Raw genomic sequence first — 19,290 nt, 5'->3', positions numbered from 1 at the left:
TGTGTTCCAGGTTCAATCGCCCAGCGGCAAGCGGTTCGGGCCGCCGCGGTGCTCGTCCAGCGCCAGCTTGATGCGGCGCAGGCGTTCACGGTTCTCTTCTTGGTTCAGCATGGCCAGTTCGGTCGACAGCAGGTCGATGGCCAGCATCATCGCGTAGCGCGAGGCCGACGGCTTGTAGATGAAGTCGGTCTCGTCGGTGCGGATGGGCAGCACCACGTCGGCCAGTCCGGCCAGCGCGGAGGATGCGTCGGTAATCGCGACGATGCGCGCCTGGTATTGCTTCACGATGCGGGCGGCGCCCACGATCTCGGGCGTCAGGCCGGAGGCCGACAGGATCAGCACCGCGTCGCGCTCGTCCAGCGTGGCCGCCACCATGCGCAGCAGCACGGCGTCGCTGTAGACGGCGATGGGGTAGCCCAGCCGCACCAGGCGCGACTGGACTTCCTGCGCCAGCACGGCCGACGCGCCGCCCATGCCGAACACGTAGATCATGCGCGCGCCGTCGACGATGGACGTGGCCTTCTCGAACAGCTGTTCGGTGAAGGTGGGCAGGTGGGCGCGCAGCGTGCTTTCGATGTCGGCGTAGATGCGGGCGTAGAAAGTGCTTTCCTCGGCCGGCGCGCTGGGGTCCAGGAACCGGCTGCCCACCGTGCTGGCCTGCGCCAGTTTCATCTTCAGGTCGCGCGTGTCGTCGCAGCCCACCGTGCGCGCAAAGCGCGAGATGGTGGCGATGCTGACGCCGGCCTTGGCGGCCAGCTGGTCGACCGTGGCGCTGGCGCCCCAGATGATGTCGTCCAGGATGGCGTCGGCGACCTTGCGTTCGGTCACGCTCAATGCGTCCCGCCGACTGCGTATCTGGAAGACGATGTCGCGGATGATGTTCATGTGGGGTTCCTGGATCAGATCGGGCCTAGGCCAGCTCGGGGTCGTCGATGCGCGAACAGGCCACGAAGTGGCCGGGGCCGACGCTGACGGCCTGCGCCTCGGTGGTCGCGCAGGCGTCGATGGCATGCGGACAGCGCGTGCGGAACACGCAGCCGGAGGGCGGGTTGACCGGGCTGGGGATGTCGCCCTTGAGCAGAATACGCGAACGCGGGGCGCGCGGATCCGGCACGGGCGCGGCGGACAACAGGGCGCGAGTATAGGGATGGCGCGGGCGGGCGTACACCTCGCTGGTCGGCCCGCGTTCCATGACGCGGCCCAGGTACATCACCACCACGTCGTCGCACAGGTAGTCCACCACCGCCAGATCGTGGGCCACGAACAGCATGGTCAGCCCCAGGTCGCGCTGCAGGTCCTGCAACAGGTTCAGCACCTGGGCCTGCACCGATACGTCCAGCGCGGACACCGGTTCGTCGGCCACGATGAAATCGGGCTCCACCGCCAGCGCGCGCGCAATGCCGATGCGCTGGCGCTGGCCGCCGGAGAATTCATGCGGATAGCGGCGGCTGTGGTCGGCGTTCAGGCCGACTCGCTCCAGCAGTTCGCCGATGCGCGCCATGCGGCGGTGCTGCGCGAGCTTGTGCGTGTCCAGCGCTTCGCCCAGGATCTCGGCCACCGTCATGCGGGGATTGAGGCTGGCGTACGGGTCCTGGAACACGATCTGCATGCGGCGGCGCCACGGCAGCATCTGCTTTTCGTTGAGCTTGGTGATGTCCTGCCCGTCGAACACGATGCGTCCGGCGGTAGGCGCGAACAGGCGCAGCAGGGCGCGGCCCGTGGTGGTCTTGCCCGAGCCGGACTCTCCGACCAGGCCGACGATGGTGTTCTTCGGCACGTCGAAGCTCACGCCATCCACGGCCCGCACCACCGGCGCGTTGCGCGCCTGGGAAGTCGGGAAGTGGACCTTCAGGTCTTCGATCCGCACCAGCGGCGCTTCGGCGCGGATAGTCGGGTTGCTCGTCATATCGGATTCACCTTGATGCAGCGAGCGCGGTGCTCGGGCTGCACCGTCACGAGGTCGGGCACGCCGGCACGGCAGTCGTCCGCGGCCAGCGGGCAGCGCGGCGCGAAGGTGCAGCCGGGCGGCAGGGACAGGACGCTGGGCACATTGCCCGGGATGGCGCGCAGACGTTCGCCGGAGGCCAGCAGCGCGGCGGTGGGCAGACAGGACAGCAGGCCGCGGGTATAGGGATGCGTGGGCTTTTCGAACAGGTCGTAGACCCCGGCGTCCTCCACCACGCGTCCGGCATACATGACGGCCACGCGATGCGCGATCTCGGCCACCACGCCCAGGTTGTGGGTGATGAACAGAATGCTCATGTTCATTTCCGCCTGGAGCCGGCGCAGCAGATCCAGGATCTGCGCCTGCACGGTCACGTCCAGCGCGGTGGTGGGCTCGTCGGCGATCAGAACGGCCGGATTGCAGGCCAGGGCCAGCGCGATCATCACGCGCTGGCGCATGCCGCCCGACATCTGGTGCGGATATTCGTTGACGCGCCGGTCGGCCGCGGGAATCTCCACGCGTTCCAGCATCTCGCGGGCGCGCTTCATGGCCGAGGCATAGGAGCCGCCTTCATGCTGCAGCACGGCTTCGGCGATCTGGTCGCCCACCGTGTACAGCGGGTTCAGGCTGGTCATGGGCTCCTGGAAGATCATGGCGATCTCGGCGCCGCGGATCTTCTGCAAGGCGGCGGGCGTGGCGTGCGCCAGGTCGTGCTGCACGCCCTGGCGGTCGCGGAACAGGATCTTGCCGGCCTCGATGCGGCCCGCCGGCTTGGGCAGCAGGCCCATGATGGACAGGCTGGTCACGGATTTGCCGGAGCCGGACTCACCGACGATGGCCAGCGTTTCGCCGCGGGCCAGATCGAAGGTCACTCCGTCCACGGACTTGGCGATGCCGTCGCGGCTGTGGAACCAGGTCTTGAGTCCTTCCACCGACAGCACGACTTCTCGGGTGCTTGCCGTCATGATTACAGCTCCTTGCGCAGGCGCGGGTCGAGTACGTCGCGCAGACCATCGCCGACCAATTGCAGCGACAGCACGGACAGCACGATGGCGATGCCGGGGAAGATCATGATCCAGTCGGCCGAGCCCATGTATTGCTGGCCGGCGTTGATCATGGTGCCCCAGGTCGGGATGTCGGGCGAAACGCCCACGCCCAGGAACGACAGGCCGGCTTCGGCCAGGATCGCGTAGGCAAAGATGAAGGTGCCTTGCACCAGGATGGGCGACACCAGGTTGCGCAGCACGTGCACGGTGACGATGCGCCAGGTGGGCACGCCCAGCGCGCGGGCTGCTTCCACGAAGGGCAGTTCCCGGATCACCAGGGTCGATGCCCGCACGATGCGCGCCAGGCGGGGGGTATAGACGATGCCCAGCGCAATCACTACGTTGACCAGCGACGGCCCCAGCGCCGCCACCAGCGAGATCGCCAGCAGGATGTCGGGGAACGCCATCATCGCGTCGATCAGGCGCGACACGAACTTGTCGGCCGACCGGAAGAAGCCGGCGATGAGGCCCAGCGCGATGCCCAGCACGCTGGACACGATCACGACGGAAAAGCCCACCATCAGCGACAGGCGGCCGCCGTGGATGACGCGGCTGAATACGTCGCGCCCGAAGTCGTCGGTGCCGAACCAGTGCGCGGCGCCGGGCGCCTTCAGCCGGTTCATGATGGACAGCTTGAACGGATCGTAGGGGCTGACCCACGGCGCCAGCAGCGCGGCGGCCACCAGCACGATGATCACGATCAGGCTCAACAGCACGGTCTTGCGCGACACCAGCAGGCGCAGCACCTGCCAGCGGTCGGCGCCAGGGTTCACGTTAGTTGCATTCGTCATATCGGTTGCTCAGTCTGCGGCGCATCGAATCGGGTGGGTTCATTCATCAGTAGCGCACCCGGGGGTCGACCACGAGGTACAGCAGGTCGATGAACAGATTGATCAGGACGTAGATGGCCGCGATGATCAGCAGCGCGCCCTGGATGACGGGATAGTCGCGGCGCAAGACCGCCGAGACCACCAGGCTGCCCACGCCGGGCAGGCCGAACACGGTTTCCGTCACGACCGCGCCGCTGATCAGCAGGGCCGTCGTCAGGCCCAGCACCGTCAGGATGGGGATCAGCGCGTTGCGCACGGCATGCTTCAGGATGACTTTGCGTTCCGGCAGTCCCTTGGCCCTTGCCGTGCGCACGTAGTCGTCGCGCAGCACATCCAGCATGCTGGCGCGGATGAAGCGGGTGATCAGCGCCGAGTTCACCAGCCCCAGCACCACGGCAGGCAGGATCAGGTGCGACAGGCGGGTGGCCAGCGAGGCATCCGGTCCGCCATAGCCGGCCACGGGCAGCCAGCCCAGCTTGACGGAGAAAAGCTGCATCAGCAGCAGCCCCAGCCAGAAGCTGGGCACGCTGGAGGTGAACATCGAGAACGACAGCACCGACTGGTCCAGCGTGGTGCCGCGCTTGACCGCGGAGAGTATCCCCACCGGCAGCGCGATGGCGCTGGCGATCAGGAGCGACATCAGGGTCAGCAGTATCGTCGGTTCAGCGCGATCGGCCAGCGCCGACAGCACCGGCTTGTTCATGAAAATGGACTGGCCCAGGTCGCCCTGGATCAGCTTGCCCAGCCACGACACGTACTGCACGGCCATGGGCTGGTCCAGCCCCAGCTGGGTGCGCAGCGCGGCGATGTCCTGCTGACTGGCCTGCGGGCCCAGCATCACCGCGGCCGGATCGCCGGGCGTGACGCGGATGATCACGAACACGATGGTCGCGACGATGAACATCACGGCCACCAGCCCGACCAGCCGGTTTAAGAGATAACGCAACACGGTGGAGTCCTAGAGGTCAGTGCGCAAACGCAAATGCAGATGCAGGCGCGGGTTTCAGCGCGGGACGGGCAGCCGGTGCCGTCCGTCCCGAGCAGGCTTACTTGGGCGCCTTCCAGGCATTCCAGAAGTACGGCCACGGCACGGCCTTGGTGCCTTGCAGCGACGGCGAGCGCGCGGCCTGCGCGTTGAAGTCGCCGACCTTGATGAAAGGCACTTCGTCATACACGGCCTGCTGCACGTCGGCCCAGCGCTTGATGCGTTCTTCCTGGGTGCCGGCCTGGTTGAAGGCGTCCAGGGCCTGGTTGCGGCGCGGCGTGTCCCACCAGCCCGGCGCGTCCTTGGACGGGAAATCGATCAGTGCCGGTTCAGGGAGGAAGGGGCTGTGGGTAATGAAGATGTCCCACACGGCCGGGTCCTGGCGGCGCTGCGTCAGGGTGGCCCAGTCCACGACCTGCATATCGACGGTGAATCCCGCGGCCTTCAGGTATTCGGCCGCCACCAGCGCCATCTTGTAGTGGAACTCATATTGCTGGCTGGTCAGGATGCGGATCTTGCGGTCCTGCACGTTGGCGCCGTCCACCAGCTTCTTTGCCGCGGCGGCGTCGGCCTTGTTGTAGACCTTGCCGCCCAGGGACGTGGCCCACGGGTAGCCTTCGGGGTACAGGTCGCCGTTGAGCTTGTAGAAGGCCTTGTCGCCGAACGCGGCGTAAAGCATGTCTTCTTCGTTGAGCGCCAGTTGCACGGCCTGGCGGACGGCCTGGTTGGACATGATGCCTTGCTTGGTGTTGAGCACCAGGCGCGGCCAGCCGAAAGGCTTGAGCATCACCGGGTCGGAGCGGCCGTTCTTGAGCTTGGGCAGGGACTCCACCGGCAGGGAGTCGACATAGTCGAACTGGCCCGCCACCGCGCTTTCGACGCGGGTGTTGGAGTTGCTCACCGGCACGAAGCGGATTTCGTCCAGGTACTGCTTGCGCGCGCCGCCGTAGCCGTCGGGCTCGCCTTCGCGTTGCTTGTAGCCCTCGAAGCGGACCAGCTGGATGTACTGGTCGGGCACGCGCGCCTTCAGCTGGTAAGGGCCGGTGCCGACGAACTCGGTCAGCGCCGGGGCGATCTTGCCCTTGGGCATGATGACGGCGGCGCTGTTGTTCATTGCCAGCAGCGCGGTCAGGGGAGCGTAGGGCTGCTTGAGCGTGATGCGGATCGTGTTGGCGTCCGGGGCTTCCATGCCGGCGATGATCTTGGCGGCATTCTTGCCGCGCGTGGCGGTTTCGGTCCAGCGCTTGAGCGAAGCCAGCACGTCCGACGAATCCATCTTGGAGCCGTCGTGGAAGGTGACGCCCTGGCGCAGCGGGATGGTGTAGGTCAGCCCGTCGGACGAGACCTCGGGCATCTTGTCTGCCAGGAGCGGGGTCAGGTTCCACTTGGCGTCGAAGGTGTACAGCGTTTCAAAGAAATGCTGCGTCAGGATGCCCACCAGATCGGCCGTGCTGCTCATCGGATCCAGTGTCGGCGGCTCGCCGATGGTGGCGACCGAGATCGTGCCTCCCTTGACCGGCGTGGCACAGAGGGCGGGGGTCGACAATGCGGTCAAGCCAATTGCGCCGGCCGCGAGCAGGCTTTTCAGCCCGCCGCCTCGCCGGGAGGTACGGAAGTTCATGATTCTCTCTCCAGAGGGTCAAAAACAGGTTGTCGCGTGGTATCAGGTAAGCGCCGGGATCCCAGGTCTTGCTGGCCCCCTCGGGCCTGGCGCGGTGCCGCGGGCAGGGGGTGTCTAGAAGAAGGTCTCGGCCACGTCGGTGACGCGGTATTGCTCGTCCACCAGCAGAACCTGGCGCCATTTGTCGAACGTCAGGCAGGGGTGGGAAATGTCGAAGGCAATCATGTCGCCGACCTGGATGTCGTCGCCCTCGCCGATCTGCATGAAGGCGTGCTGGTCCATCATGGCCGAGAGCTTCCAGTGCGCGGGAGCCGCGCCAGGCGCCTGCCGGCCGGGACGATGCAAGAGGGCGGGGGTGGGCAGGCCCGCGTCGAAGGCGGCGTCGCGCTTGCCCAGGGCAATAATGGCGCGGCCGGGTTCGGGCAGCGATTGCACGTAGGCCCAGACCTGCAGCGCGGGCTGCAAGCCCGGTTCCATCTTGCGGGCGACGGGGTTGTGCGCGTTGATGCGCTCGGCCGCCGTGCGGTAGATGCCCACATCGTGCGAAAGGTAGCAGCCGGGGCGCAGCACCACTTCCAGGGCCGTGCCGATGTCCAGCTGCGAGAATTCCTCGGCCACGACATCGAACCAGGCGGAGCCCGCGCCGGAGATCAGCGCGGGGCCGCCCTTGCGCAGCTTGCCGGCCGTGGCCAGGCCGCGCAGCGCGTCGGTGGCGCGGCGCAGGAAGGCGCGGATGGCGCTTTCTTCCTGCAGCACGCCTTCATAGACTTCGATGCCTGCCAGGGCCAGGCCCGGCCAGCGGCCGATTTCGTCGGCCACGGCCTGGAGCTGCGCGTCGTCGCGCACGCCGGTGCGGCCGCCCGCGGGGCCCAGTTCGATCAGCACGGGCAGGACCAGGCCCTGCTCGCCGAAATACTTGCCGAGCTGCGCGGCGTTGGTCGGCGAATCCACAATGCAGTAGAAAGTGAAGGCGGGATCCTGCAGCAGGCGGGCGATGATGGCCATGTTGGCGCGGCCCACGAGCTGGTTGGCCATCAGCACCCGGCGGATGCCATGCTGGTAGGCGGCCAGCACCTGCGGCGCGGTGGCCAGCGTGATGCCCCAGGCGCCGTTGTCGATCTGGCGCTTGAACAGCGCCGGGCTCATCGTGGTCTTGCCATGCGGCGCCAGCTTGACGTGATACGCCTCCATGAACTGCTGCATCCATTGCAGGTTGTGGCGCACGCGGGCTTCGTACAGCACGGCCACGGGCAGGCTCACGTCCTCGTCCAGCAGGTTCCAGTTCAGCGCCGACACGCCGGCGGTGGTACAGGATTCGGGAAAGGCGCCCAGGCCCTTGCCGTTCACGTCCAGAGGGGCTGCGGGGGAAGATGAGTTCGTCATGGCGGGCGCCTGTTATGGAAAATATTTACGTCAAATCAGGTTTTTTTCATTATCGTGAAAGAAATTTACAAGCGGGAGCTAGGAGTTTCCCGTAGTCGGGGCTGCCGCGACAGTGGGAAAATAGTCTTCATGCCGCGCAAGCCTTGCCTGCTTGCCGCCCCACACAGAGGAAGAGTCATGCTGAAAGTTGCTTTGGGCCAGTTCGCCGTCAGCCGCGTCTGGGAGGAAAACGCCCAGGTCTGCGTCGACCTGATGGAGCGCGCCAGCGCAGGCGGGGCGGACTTGCTGGTCCTGCCCGAGGGCATCCTGGCCCGCGATATCACCGATCCGCAGATCGTGTTGAAGGCCGCGCAGCCGCTGGATGGCCCCTTCATCACGCACCTGCTGGAAGCCAGCCGCGGCTCGTCGCTGTCGACCATGATGTGCGTCCACGTCCCGACGGGAGAAGGGCGGGTCTGGAATACGCTGGTGACGCTGCGCGACGGCAAGATCCTGTCGCAATACCGCAAGCTGCACCTGTACGACGCCTTCACCATGAAGGAGTCCACCAATGTCACCCCGGGCACGGAGATCCCGCCCTTGCTGGAGATCGCCGGACTGCGGGTGGGCCTGATGACCTGCTATGACGTGCGCTTCCCCGAGCTGGCCCGCCGCCTGGCGCTGGACGGCGCGGACCTGCTGGTGCTGCCGGCCGCCTGGGTGCGCGGTCCGTTGAAGGAAATGCACTGGGAGGTCCTGGTCACCGCGCGCGCGCTGGAAAACACCTGCTACGTGGCGGCCACGGGCGAATGCGGCGAGCGCAACATCGGCTGCAGCATGGTGGTGGATCCCCTGGGCGTCGTCACGGCGCGCGCGGGCGAGGCGCCCGCGCTGGTGTTCGCCGACATCGATCCCGAGCGACTGGCCCATGCCCGCAAGGTGCTGCCGGTGCTGGCCAACCGCCGCTTCTCGCCGCCAGAACTGGGGTAGGGCGCGGCGGGCGGGCGGCGGGGCTGGGCCCAGGCCCGGGCATGGTGTAATGCTGACTTGAAATCCTTGCTGTCTTCCTTCATCTGCTGCCAATGAGCAACGATCTCTTCGCGGCCGATCCTGCGCATCGGCCCTATGTGCCTCTGGCCGAACGCCTGCGCCCGCGCACCTTGTCCGACGTGGTCGGGCAGTCGCACCTGCTGGGGCCGGACAAGCCCCTGCGCGTCGCCTTCGAATCGGGGCGCCCGCACTCCATGATTTTCTGGGGCCCGCCGGGCGTGGGAAAGACCACGCTGGCGCGCCTGATGGCCGACGGCTTCGACGCCCAGTTCATCGCCATATCCGCCGTGCTGGGCGGCGTGAAGGACATCCGCGAAGCGGTCACGGTGGCCCAGGTGGCGCAAGGCCAGGGCCGCCGCACCATCCTCTTCGTCGACGAGGTGCATCGCTTCAACAAGGCGCAGCAGGACGCCTTTCTGCCGTACGTGGAAAGCGGGCTCTTCACCTTCATCGGCGCCACCACCGAGAATCCCTCGTTCGAGGTCAACTCGGCGCTGCTATCGCGGGCGCGCGTCTACGTGCTGCAATCGCTGACGGCCGAAGAACTGCAGCAATTGGTCGATCGCGCCGTGCAGGCGCTCAACGACGGCATGGACGACGGCGAGGCCATCCGCATCGAGGCCGACGCGCGCGAGCAGCTGGCGGCCTGGGCCGACGGCGACGCGCGGCGCTTGATCAGCGCGGTGGAAGTCGTGGCGGAATCCGCCCAATCGGCGGGACGCGACACGGTGGACGCCGCCTGGCTCGAGATCTCGCTGTCGCAGAACCTGCGGCGCTTCGACAAAGGCGGCGACGCCTTCTACGACCAGATCAGCGCCCTGCACAAATCGGTGCGGGGCTCCAATCCCGATGCCGCGCTGTACTGGTTCTGCCGCATGATCGACGGCGGCGCGGACCCCAAGTACCTGTCGCGCCGGCTGGTGCGGATGGCGGTGGAGGACATCGGCCTGGCCGACCCCCGCGCCACGGACCTGGCGGTGAACGGCGCCGACATCTATGAACGCCTGGGTTCGCCCGAAGGCGAGCTGGCGCTGGCGCAGGCGGTGGTCTACATGGCCTGCGCGGCCAAATCCAACGCCGTCTACAACGCGTACAACCAGGCGCGCAAGTTCGCCGCGGAACACGGCAGCGCGCCGGTTCCCATCCACCTGCGCAATGCGCCCACCAAATTGATGAAGCAATTGGGCCATGGCAAGGCCTATCGCTACGCGCACGACGAGCCTCATGGCTATGCCGCGGCCGAGCAATATTTCCCTGATGGACTCAATCCCTCCTTCTATCGGCCGACCGATCGCGGTCTGGAGGCTAAAATCCAGCAAAAGCTGGCATTCCTGCGTGAGCTGGACGCGCAGGAACGTGCCAGGAACCGGTAACGGGCGCCGCCCGCTGCTTCTCGCAACCTCACCGACTACACCATGCTAGACCCGATACTGCTGCGCAAAGACCTGCAAACCGTCGTAGACCGCCTCAAGAGCCGTGGCGTGAGCTTCGACACGGAACGGTTCAACGACCTGGAGTCTCGCCGCAAGGCGGTCCAGACTGAAACCGAGTCCCTGCAAGCCCGCCGCAACGCGCTGGCCAAGCAGATCGGTCAACTGAAGGCCAAGGGCGAAGACGCCAGCGCCGTCATGGCGGAATCGCAGGCCGTGCCCGAACGCCTGAAGCAGCTGGAAGAAGAGCTGGCCGCCTTGCAGCAGCCGCTCAACGAACTGCTCATGTCGGTGCCGAACCTGCCGCACGCCAGCGTGCCTCAGGGCGAATCCGCCGACGACAACGTCGAGGTCCGCCGCTGGCTGCCCGGCGCCGCTGGCGCCGACGGCAATCCGCCGGCCCTGGCATTCGAAGCCCGCGACCACGTCGCCCTCGGCGAACCGCTGGGCCTGGACTTCGACATGGCCGCCAAGCTGTCGGGCGCGCGCTTCTCGTTCATGCGCGGTTCCATCGCGCGCCTGCACCGCGCGCTGGCCCAGTTCATGCTGGACCTGCAAACGGGCACGCACGGCTACACCGAGTGCTATACGCCGTACATCGTCAACGCCTCGACCCTGTTCGGCACGGGCCAGTTGCCCAAGTTCAAGGACGACATGTTCGCGGTCTCCAAGGGCGGCGGCGACGACGATCCCAAGGTCGACGACCAGGGCAAGCCTTATGTGCGCGAGGACCAGTACCTGATCTCCACGTCCGAGATCACGCTGACCAGCGTGGCCAGCGGCGCCATCCAGGCCGCCGCCGACCTGCCGATCAAACTCACCGCCCACACGCCTTGCTTCCGTTCGGAAGCCGGCAGCGGCGGGCGCGACACCCGCGGCATGATTCGCCAGCACCAGTTCGACAAGGTCGAAATGGTGCAGATCACGCAGCCGGACCAGTCCTACGAGGCGCTGGAGGACATGGTCGGCCACGCCGAGCGCGTGCTGCAGTTGCTGAACCTGCCTTATCGCGTGGTCTTGTTGTGCACCGGCGACATGGGCTTTGGCTCGGCCAAGACCTATGACCTGGAAGTGTGGCTGCCGGCGCAGAACACCTGGCGCGAAATCTCCTCGGTGTCCAATTGCGAAACCTTCCAGGCCCGCCGCATGCAGGCGCGCTTCCGCAATGCCCAAGGCAAGCCGGAATTCGTGCATACGCTTAACGGTTCGGGGCTGGCCGTGGGCCGCGCGCTGGTGGCCGTGCTGGAAAACCACCAGCAGGCGGATGGCAGCGTCCTGATACCCGAGGCGCTGCAGCCTTACATGGGTGGTCTGACGGTGCTCAAGCCCTGAAGAAATCCTGTCAATCGGCCATACGGTGGATAAGAAGACGGAGCCCTCGGGCTCCGTTTTTTTTTATTATTGCGACATGAACTTGTCGCTTTAGAACGCTATTCTGCCGCCATGATTGCCTGATTTTGATGTGAGCAATTGTGTATTCCAATAAAAGGGCCAGATAGTTGCGGCACAATACACCCGCGTTCTACACGCTTCATTCACTTATATAACAAGGAGTTGTCCATGACTTCAAGAATGATTGGAGATTTTCGTGTGAGATGCTCTGTGGCTCATGAAGAGGAGCAGGGCTACCGCGTGCAGATATGGACCCGCCGGGTAGGCGGAACCGCACCGGAAAAATGCTGGACAGTGCCGGGACAGGCGCCGTTCACGAACTTGCACGAAGCAGAACAGGAAAGCCGTCAATTGTTCCAGGGCATTAATGGTGTGCGTTTCAACGGTGAACCGGAGTTTGCTCATGCGTCCGCATAATGGCTGGTGGCGGGCGTCGAGTGCGCCGCGCCGATGGATCGATCTTGTTCAGGAATCGCCGCGCTGGGCCGACAACAAGGCCAAGCAGGCGTCGCAGCAACCGGCCGCGCTGGCCGGCAAACCTGTTCAGACTCCCGCGGTCTGACAGACATCCCGCAGGGCACCGGACATTGTCCTGCCGGAAAAAAAGGCCACTCTTGCGAGTGGCCTTTGTTTTTCCTGTGAGTGCCCGGGATCAGTCGCGATCGTGGCCGCGGCCGCGATGATGACCGTGGTCATGGCCGCGCCCGCGGCCGTGATAATAGCCGCGGTCGTAGTAACGGCCGCCGCCTCCGCGGTAATAAACCGGCGCGGGGTAAATCACCGGCGGCGCGACATACACGGGAGCCGGACGGTAATAGACGGGCGGCGGGGGCGCCACATATACAGGCTGTGGCGCGACATAAACCGGCGCGGGATACACGATTCCAGGCACGCCGATGGAAATGCCGACGTCCACGCGAGCCAGGGCTACGCTGGAGATCAGCAGACCCGCGGCACCGACACCTGCGATAAGCCATTTTTTCATGTTGCACCTGCCTACTGCATGACGCAGCAAAGTTGAGTATTCGTTGACGCTATTTTCGACGGTTTGCGCCAGCTATTCGTAAGCGACCCGGCCTCAATAGCGACAATCCGCAACCGTCCCCTTGATGAAACCCGCGCCGCTGCTGCATTGCGGTATCAACCGCTAGCTCTGGTAAACCCTGCGCTGAAGTCGATTGAAATAAGCTGGAATGGGATGAAGTCATACGCCCGCGTTACACGCAGTCACCATCTGCACCCGGGCAGGGGTAACGGTGTTGCGGCGGCGCGCCGGATTCATTGGCGGCCCAGGTCTTCGTCCAGCGCCGAGTGGCGATATTCAACCACCCAGACCCAGGGATTGGCGGCCCAGGCATGAGCGCCATAGCGTTCACACCACATCAATGCAAACGCAGTTTGAAGTGGCACGCCGGGCAGCAGGGCCGAACTTTGATAGAGCGCATGCGTGCCCTCCAGGCGGGCATCCGTCTCGGAGAGATTTTGCAGGCGCTGAATGCGCACGCCCACGACGACGGCACTCGCAAAGGGCGCGCCGGCTTCATCGGCCAGCACGATGCTCTCGCCGGATTTTCCGTACGGGCATCTGACCCAGCTTGAGGTTCTGCGCAATTCAGAAGGATTATCCGGCGATGGACCCATGGCCACCCATCTGCCCGAATCCGCCGCATCCGCATACCAGGCCGTCGTGAATTTGGACGGCTGCGGCTTGACGATGCGCCGGCTCTGCACCTTGGCGCCGTCAAGAATGGCTTGTTTGAGCGGTTCGCTGAATTGGAGTGACTGCCTTTTCATGTGCTCGCTGTTCCCCTCACGATCAACGCTTGCGCGTTATTGCCGTTGCGGCCGAGTCGACACGTGCCAACTGAGTGAGCTTTATTTAAGCCTCGCAAGGGAGTATGACGTGTCACGACTCTCGTGTCAGGCGTCGTCTGAATTTGTGTTGTCTTTTTGAAAACTGCCCGAGGATATTTGTATACTCGAAGCATGAATACTGACCTGCACGATCTCAAGCCCGGTTACTACTGGTACACCATGGCCAATGACCCGCTGGCCGTCATCCATATCCATGAAGACGGCGGGGCCACGCTCATGGGCACCGACTATCGCATTGGCGCCGAAGGCGTGGCCGACATGGTCCGCCAGGGCGAACGCTTCTTCTGGATCGAACCGCCTCAAGTCTGAAATGGCGGATCTGCTCCTGAAGAACGTCCGCACGCCGCAAGGCAATGCCGTGGACGTGCGGGTGCGCGGTGGCCGCATCCAGCAAATCGGCCCCACTCTCAATCCGGATCCCGCCGTCGCCGTGGAAGATGGCGGTGCAGCCTTGCTGCTGCCCGGCCTGATCGAAGGGCATACCCATCTGGACAAGACGACCTGGGGTTCGCCTTGGTACGTGAACGAGGTCGGGCCGGCGCTGACCGACCGCATCGACAATGAACGCGCCTGGCGCGCCAGCACCGGCCACGATGCCGCAAGCCATTCGCGCGCACTGGCCCTGGCCTTTCTGCGCGAAGGCACCACCCGCATCCGGACGCACGTCGATATCGACACCGATGCGGGTTTGCGCCATCTGGACGGCGTGCAGGCCACGCAGCAGGAACTTGCCGGCCGCGTTGAAATTCAAACGGTGGCCTTCCCGCAATCGGGGCTGCTGGCCCGTGCCGGCACGGCCGAACTGCTGGACCAGGCGCTGGCGCAGGGAGCCGACGTGCTCGGCGGGCTGGACCCGTCCGCCATCGATCGCGACCCCGCAAGGTCCCTGGACGTGTTGTTCGGACTGGCCGACAAGCACGGCAAGCCGGCGGACATCCACCTGCACGAGCCGGGCGAACTGGGCGCCTTCACGCTGGATCTGATCCTGGACCGCGCCCAGGCCCTGGGCATGAACGGCAAGGTTGTCATCAGCCATGCCTTCTGTCTGGGCGGCATTGACGCCAAGCGGCTCGACGGCCTGCTCAAGCGCCTGGCCGCGCTGGACGTGGCCTTGCTGACCACCGCGCCTGCGTCGCGGCCCGTGCCATCAGTGCGCGCCTGCCGCGAGGCCGGGGTAACCCTCTTTGGCGGCAACGACGGCATCCGCGATACCTGGACGCCCTACGGCAGTCCCGACATGCTGGCCCGCGCCACGCTCATCGGCTTGCGCAACGACCTGCGGCGCGACGATGAGATCGAGTGGGCGTTTGATTGCGTGGCCGGCGCCGCGGCCCGCGCATGCGGGTTTGCGGATTACGGCCTGGTCCCTGGCGCTCGCGCCGACCTGGTGCTGGTTGACGCGAGCTGCGTGGCGGAAGCCGTGGTGAAACGGGCGCCCCGCCGCCTGGTGGTTTCCGGTGGCGTGATCGTGGCCCGCAATGGCCAGGACGCCATCGCCTAGCCGCCGCGTTACCGGGCGTTTCAGCCCAGGCCGAGCTGCGACTCGGTCAGTTCCACGAACGCCCGCATCAATTCCGAGCGCACGCCGGACCGCGGCCAGATCGCGCCCACGGTGCGCACCGGACAGGGCGCGGGCAGCGGCCAGCGCCTGACGCGCGCCGACGGGGTTCCGGTGGTGGCCCAATCGGGCAGCAGCGCCACCCCCAATCCCTCCGACACCAGCTTGGCGATGGAATCGATACCGTCGAGTTCAAACCTGACCCGCGGCCGCAGATCGCGCGCCCGCAGGTAGTCGTCGGCCATCTTGCCGCCCACCACGCTGCGGTCATAGCAGATGTAGGGCTCTCGTTCGATGGTGGCCAGCGGGTCTCGCACCTGCATGTCGGCAGGGGTGACCAGCACCAGCGGTTCGTGGCGCAGATCGCGCCAGACGCAGGTCTTGGGGATGGGAAAGAGCGGATGCACCAGCAACGCCCCGTCCAGTTCGCCGGACAGCACCTTGCTGTAGAGCAGCGTGGTGGGCGCCGGTTCGATATAAATCTCGATGCGCGGATGGCGCGCGACCCAAGTGCGCAGCACCGGCGGCATGATGCCGGTCAGTGCGGTGGGCGTGGCGCCCAGCCGCAGGGGGCCCGCGGGCAATTCGGTGTCCGAGGCGGCCGAGCGCAGGTCGCGGACGTCGCGCAGGATGCCGCGCGCGCGGTCAAGAATGCGGGTACCGGCCGGCGTGGGCTTGACGGTGCGCCCCGAGCGCGCAATCAGCGCGCTGCCGACATCCGCCTCCAATGCCCGCAGCCTTTGCTGCACGGTGGCCGGCGTCAGCCCCTGGTGCCTTGCGGCCTGGGCGATGGAGCCCAGCTCCACCACATGCACATAGGTTTGCAGGAAACGCGAGTCCACGGCGGCTTGTCTCTTGAGAAGATGTTTTTTCCATATTCTAAAGATGGATGAAGATAATTGTTGTTTTCTTTGGCAGAGGGAAGAATACGTCCAGGGCGTTGAGGCAGCGCAAGGCGCGCCGATCAAGCCTGTCAGAACATTCCCGCTACCAAGGAGCCACCGTGCCCATCATTGAATCCATAGACGTATGCGCCGCCGTGGTGCCTCTGGATAAAGTCACCTCGTTCTCGAATCGCACTGTTTCCACGCGCCACTACGGCCTGGTGAAGGTACGTTCCACCGATGGGGTGGAAGGCATCGGCTTTTGCTATGTCGGCAGCGCCGGCGGCGCCATCTTCGAGGCGGCCGTCCAGAGCCTGCTGGGCCCGGTGCTGCTGGGCAAGGACTCGCACGCCGTCGAAGGCCTGTGGCAATCCATGTACCAGGAGGCGCTGCTGCAAGGCCGCCAGGGCACGGTGATGCGGGCGCTGAGCGCGCTGGACATCGCGCTGTGGGACCTGAATGCCAAGACGGCGGGCCTGCCGCTGCACAAATTCCTGGGAGCCATGGAACTCGAAACCGTGCCGGCCTACGCCAGCGGCGGCTACTACCTGGACGGCAAGACCCCGCAGCACCTGGGCGAGGAAATGGCCAGCTATGTGGACAAGGGATTCCGCGCCGTCAAGATGAAGACCGGCCGCCTGTCGCCGCGCGAGGAAGAGGCACGCCTGAAGGCCGCGCGCGAGGCCGTGGGGCCGGACGTCGAGCTGATGATGGACTGCAACAACGCCTGGCAGGACGTGACCCAGGCCATGCAGTACATCCGGCGCTTCGAGCAGTACGAGCCCTATTTCATCGAAGAGCCCTTCGGTCCGGACGACATCGACAGTCACGCCAAGCTGGCGCGCCTGACGCACCTGCCGATCGCCACCGCCGAGATCGGCTACGGCCGCTGGTATCACAAGGAATTGCTGGATAAGGGCGCCGCTGGCATCCTGCAGACGGATGCGGCGGTTTGCGGCGGCATCACGGAGTGGAAGCGCATCGCCGCCACGGCGGCCAGCTATGGCGTGGTGGTCTGCCCGCACTGGTTCCATGACGTGCATGCGCCGCTGGTGGCCGCAACGCCGAATGCGCGCTATGTCGAATTTTTCTGGGACGACCAGGTCCTGAATTTCCGCAAGCTGGTCGATCGCCAATTGACCCACAAGCAGGGTCGCGTGGTCTTGCATCAGGAGCCGGGACTTGGGTTCGGTTTTGACGAACGCATGGTCGAACGGTATGGCAAGTGGACCCGCGTCGCCCGTTGATTGACTGGAGAACTTCATGAGCACTGTTGCCGCTGATCGCCCGCAGGGCGTCTATTCGCCCGTCCTGACGCCCTTCAACGCGGACTTGTCGCCCAGCGCGCCGCGCTTTGTCGAGCATTGCCGCTCTTTGCTGGAGCAGGGCGCGGGGCTGGCGATCTTCGGCACCAACTCCGAAGCCAATTCGCTCAGCGTGGCCGAAAAACGTCTGCTGCTGGACGCCTTGCTGGACGCGGGCCTGCCTCCGGCGCGCATGATGCCGGGCACGGGCGCCTGCGCCCTGCCCGACGCGGTGGAGATGACGCGGCACGCGGTTGCCGCGGGTTGCGGCGGGGTGCTCATGCTGCCTCCCTTCTATTACAAGGGCGTCAGCGACGAAGGCCTGTTCCGGGCCTTTGCCCACGTGATCGAGCGGGTCGCGGACGACCGTCTGCGCATCTACCTGTATCACATCCCGCCGGTGTCGGGCGTGGGCATCAGCCTGGGCCTGATCGACCGCCTGCTGAACGAGTTTCCCGGCATCATCGCGGGGATCAAGGACAGCTCGGGCGACTGGGCCAACACCGAGGCGATGCTGCGCGACTTCCAGCCGCGCGGCTTTGACGTGTTCGCTGGCACCGAGGCGGTGCTGCTCAATACCATGCGCGCCGGCGGCGTCGGCTGCATCACGGCAACCGGCAATGTCAACGCGGGTCCCATCGTCGAACTTCACCGCCATTGGCGCGAGGACGGCGCCGAGGACAGGCAGCGCGCATTGAACGAGACCCGCGCGATATTCCAGGCCTATCCGATGATTCCGGCCATGAAGGCCGCCATCGCCCAGCGCAGGCAGGATCCGGCGTGGGCCACCGTCAGGCCGCCGCTGGTGGAGCTGGACAGCGTGCAGTCCGCGCAGCTGGCGCAACGGCTGGCCGCGCCCTGACCGGGTCCGGCGACGTTCATGCAGGCGTAGTACAGCTGTGCAGCATCCAGGCCGCGAAGACGGCCGGACGCGACAGTGGCAGGCAGTGCATCCATAACCAGTCGCCGGCCTTTTGGACCGGCGCGCGAGGAGACAACAATGCAACGTAGGCAATTCATGACCAGCGCGGCGGCACTGGGGGCGGCGCTCGTCCTGCCCGCGACGGCGCGGGCGCAAGACATGCCGTCCGGGCCAGTGAAGATCGTGGTGGGATTTCCCGCGGGCGGGGGCACCGATGTGCTGGCGCGCCTGCTGGGACAGAAGCTGGGCGTACTGTGGAACATCCCGGTCATCGTCGAGAACCGCGCCGGGGCGGCGGGCATCATCGCCGCCGAGCAGGTCGCGCGCCAGGCCAACGATGGCAACACCCTGCTGATGGCCCACGTGAACAGCCACGGCATCGCGCCGGGCTTGCAGCCCAAGCTGGCGTACTCGGTGGAGCGCGATTTCACGCCCATCGCCCTGGTCGGCAAGACGCCCACCATCCTGATCGGCGGCGCAAGCCAGCCGGCAAAGAACCTGCCCGACCTCGTCAAGCTGTGCCGCGCCCAGCCGGGCAAGATCGTGTTCGGTTCCGCCGGCAGCGGCTCGGCCCAGCACCTGGCGCTGGAAATCTTCAAGGCCCGCGCCGGCATCGATGTGCTGCACGTGCCCTACAAGGGGTCCGCGCCCCTGATGAACGACCTGATGGGCGGCCACGTGCAGTATTGCTTCGAAGGCATGACGACGGCCACGCCGCTGCTGCAGTCGGGCAAGGTGATCGCCCTGGCCCAGACCCTGCAGAAGCGGTCCAAGAGCCAGCCCGACGTGCCGACGGTGGCCGAGCAAGGCTATCCCGGATTCGAGGCCAGCATCTGGTTCGGCATGGTGGGCCCGGGCAGGATGCCCGACGCCATGGTCCAGCGCATGAACCGCGACATCGACCAGGTGCTGGCGATGGCGGACGTGCAGGAAAAGCTTGCGCAGGTGGGCGCGGAAGATGGCGGTGGCAGCGTGCAGCGTTTTGCCGAGTTCATGAAGAACGAACAGCAGAAGTACGCCAAGACCATCCAGGACGCCAAGATCGTCGCCGAGGGCTGATGCCCCCGTCGTCCCGGTACGCGCCGT

General features: G+C 65.8%; 20 protein-coding genes. 10 read left to right on the top strand and 10 right to left on the bottom strand.

Annotation, left to right across the window (positions count from 1 at the left end; genetic code table 11):
* Nucleotides 1–12 precede the first annotated feature (12 nt).
* The 7 genes from HLG70_RS16510 to HLG70_RS16480 all read right to left on the bottom strand — a co-directional run bounded on the left by HLG70_RS16510 (nucleotide 13) and on the right by HLG70_RS16480 (nucleotide 7,810).
* The gene (locus HLG70_RS16510) at nucleotides 13–885 is read right to left on the bottom strand and encodes a MurR/RpiR family transcriptional regulator (protein WP_171661892.1); all 873 of its coding nucleotides are present in this window, start codon (nucleotides 883–885) and stop codon (nucleotides 13–15) included.
* Nucleotides 886–910: 25 nt separating this feature from the next.
* The gene (locus HLG70_RS16505) at nucleotides 911–1,906 is read right to left on the bottom strand and encodes an ABC transporter ATP-binding protein (RefSeq protein WP_171661893.1); all 996 of its coding nucleotides are present in this window, start codon (nucleotides 1,904–1,906) and stop codon (nucleotides 911–913) included.
* Entirely contained in the window at nucleotides 1,903–2,910 is a 1,008-nt protein-coding gene (locus tag HLG70_RS16500; protein ID WP_171661894.1) for an ABC transporter ATP-binding protein, read from the bottom strand. The genes HLG70_RS16505 and HLG70_RS16500 overlap by 4 nt, the downstream gene beginning before the upstream one ends.
* Nucleotides 2,911–2,912: 2 nt before the next feature.
* Nucleotides 2,913–3,782, bottom strand: coding sequence for an ABC transporter permease (locus tag HLG70_RS16495; protein ID WP_171661895.1), 870 nt, complete (start codon nucleotides 3,780–3,782; stop codon nucleotides 2,913–2,915).
* Nucleotides 3,783–3,828: 46 nt separating this feature from the next.
* Nucleotides 3,829–4,770 (bottom strand): ABC transporter permease, encoded by a 942-nt coding sequence (locus HLG70_RS16490; RefSeq protein ID WP_171661896.1) that lies wholly within the window; start codon nucleotides 4,768–4,770, stop codon nucleotides 3,829–3,831.
* Nucleotides 4,771–4,867: 97 nt separating this feature from the next.
* The gene (locus HLG70_RS16485; RefSeq protein ID WP_171661897.1) at nucleotides 4,868–6,427 is read right to left on the bottom strand and encodes an ABC transporter substrate-binding protein; all 1,560 of its coding nucleotides are present in this window, start codon (nucleotides 6,425–6,427) and stop codon (nucleotides 4,868–4,870) included.
* 114 nt (nucleotides 6,428–6,541) lie between these two features.
* Nucleotides 6,542–7,810: an amino acid deaminase gene (locus HLG70_RS16480; RefSeq protein ID WP_171661898.1), complete on the bottom strand. Its 1,269-nt coding sequence runs from the start codon at nucleotides 7,808–7,810 to the stop codon at nucleotides 6,542–6,544.
* Nucleotides 7,811–7,987: 177 nt separating this feature from the next.
* Here HLG70_RS16480 and HLG70_RS16475 point away from each other — a divergent pair, with 177 nt between their 5' ends.
* From HLG70_RS16475 to HLG70_RS16455, 5 genes are all read left to right on the top strand, one after another.
* Complete coding sequence (locus tag HLG70_RS16475; protein ID WP_171661899.1) at nucleotides 7,988–8,779, top strand: deaminated glutathione amidase; 792 nt, start codon at nucleotides 7,988–7,990, stop codon at nucleotides 8,777–8,779.
* A 92-nt stretch (nucleotides 8,780–8,871) separates the two neighbouring features.
* Nucleotides 8,872–10,212, top strand: a complete 1,341-nt coding sequence (locus HLG70_RS16470) for a replication-associated recombination protein A (protein ID WP_171661900.1) — start codon at nucleotides 8,872–8,874, stop codon at nucleotides 10,210–10,212.
* Nucleotides 10,213–10,254: 42 nt separating this feature from the next.
* Complete coding sequence (gene serS / locus HLG70_RS16465; RefSeq protein ID WP_171661901.1) at nucleotides 10,255–11,601, top strand: serine--tRNA ligase; 1,347 nt, start codon at nucleotides 10,255–10,257, stop codon at nucleotides 11,599–11,601.
* A 228-nt stretch (nucleotides 11,602–11,829) separates the two neighbouring features.
* Nucleotides 11,830–12,078, top strand: coding sequence for a hypothetical protein (locus HLG70_RS16460; protein ID WP_171661902.1), 249 nt, complete (start codon nucleotides 11,830–11,832; stop codon nucleotides 12,076–12,078).
* Nucleotides 12,065–12,223: a hypothetical protein gene (locus HLG70_RS16455; protein ID WP_171661903.1), complete on the top strand. Its 159-nt coding sequence runs from the start codon at nucleotides 12,065–12,067 to the stop codon at nucleotides 12,221–12,223. Before HLG70_RS16460 ends, HLG70_RS16455 begins: the two co-directional genes overlap by 14 nt.
* Before the next feature lie 90 nt (nucleotides 12,224–12,313).
* On the opposite strand, the gene HLG70_RS16450 is transcribed toward HLG70_RS16455, so the two are convergent.
* Entirely contained in the window at nucleotides 12,314–12,646 is a 333-nt protein-coding gene (locus tag HLG70_RS16450) for a virulence factor (protein ID WP_171661904.1), read from the bottom strand.
* A gap of 293 nt (nucleotides 12,647–12,939) precedes the next feature.
* Nucleotides 12,940–13,455 (bottom strand): hypothetical protein, encoded by a 516-nt coding sequence (locus HLG70_RS16445; RefSeq protein WP_171661905.1) that lies wholly within the window; start codon nucleotides 13,453–13,455, stop codon nucleotides 12,940–12,942.
* A gap of 192 nt (nucleotides 13,456–13,647) precedes the next feature.
* Between HLG70_RS16445 and HLG70_RS16440 the strand changes: the two genes are divergently transcribed.
* Nucleotides 13,648–13,845 (top strand): hypothetical protein, encoded by a 198-nt coding sequence (locus HLG70_RS16440; RefSeq protein ID WP_171661678.1) that lies wholly within the window; start codon nucleotides 13,648–13,650, stop codon nucleotides 13,843–13,845.
* Nucleotide 13,846: 1 nt separating this feature from the next.
* Nucleotides 13,847–15,037 (top strand): amidohydrolase family protein, encoded by a 1,191-nt coding sequence (locus HLG70_RS16435; protein WP_171661906.1) that lies wholly within the window; start codon nucleotides 13,847–13,849, stop codon nucleotides 15,035–15,037.
* 20 nt (nucleotides 15,038–15,057) lie between these two features.
* Here HLG70_RS16435 and HLG70_RS16430 read toward each other — a convergent pair whose 3' ends face one another.
* A complete protein-coding gene (locus HLG70_RS16430; RefSeq protein ID WP_171661907.1) occupies nucleotides 15,058–15,936 on the bottom strand; it encodes a LysR family transcriptional regulator in 879 nt (292 codons plus the stop codon).
* A gap of 161 nt (nucleotides 15,937–16,097) precedes the next feature.
* Between HLG70_RS16430 and HLG70_RS16425 the strand changes: the two genes are divergently transcribed.
* The 3 genes from HLG70_RS16425 to HLG70_RS16415 all read left to right on the top strand — a co-directional run bounded on the left by HLG70_RS16425 (nucleotide 16,098) and on the right by HLG70_RS16415 (nucleotide 19,263).
* Nucleotides 16,098–17,225, top strand: a complete 1,128-nt coding sequence (locus HLG70_RS16425; protein ID WP_171661908.1) for a mandelate racemase/muconate lactonizing enzyme family protein — start codon at nucleotides 16,098–16,100, stop codon at nucleotides 17,223–17,225.
* Nucleotides 17,226–17,241: 16 nt separating this feature from the next.
* Entirely contained in the window at nucleotides 17,242–18,144 is a 903-nt protein-coding gene (locus tag HLG70_RS16420; RefSeq protein ID WP_171661909.1) for a dihydrodipicolinate synthase family protein, read from the top strand.
* A gap of 138 nt (nucleotides 18,145–18,282) precedes the next feature.
* Complete coding sequence (locus HLG70_RS16415; protein WP_171661910.1) at nucleotides 18,283–19,263, top strand: Bug family tripartite tricarboxylate transporter substrate binding protein; 981 nt, start codon at nucleotides 18,283–18,285, stop codon at nucleotides 19,261–19,263.
* Nucleotides 19,264–19,290: the final 27 nt, after the last annotated feature.

This window comes from Achromobacter deleyi (genome assembly GCF_013116765.2).
Lineage (GTDB): Bacteria > Pseudomonadota > Gammaproteobacteria > Burkholderiales > Burkholderiaceae_B > Achromobacter > Achromobacter deleyi_A.
This window is presented reverse-complemented; position numbering and strand designations above follow the sequence as displayed.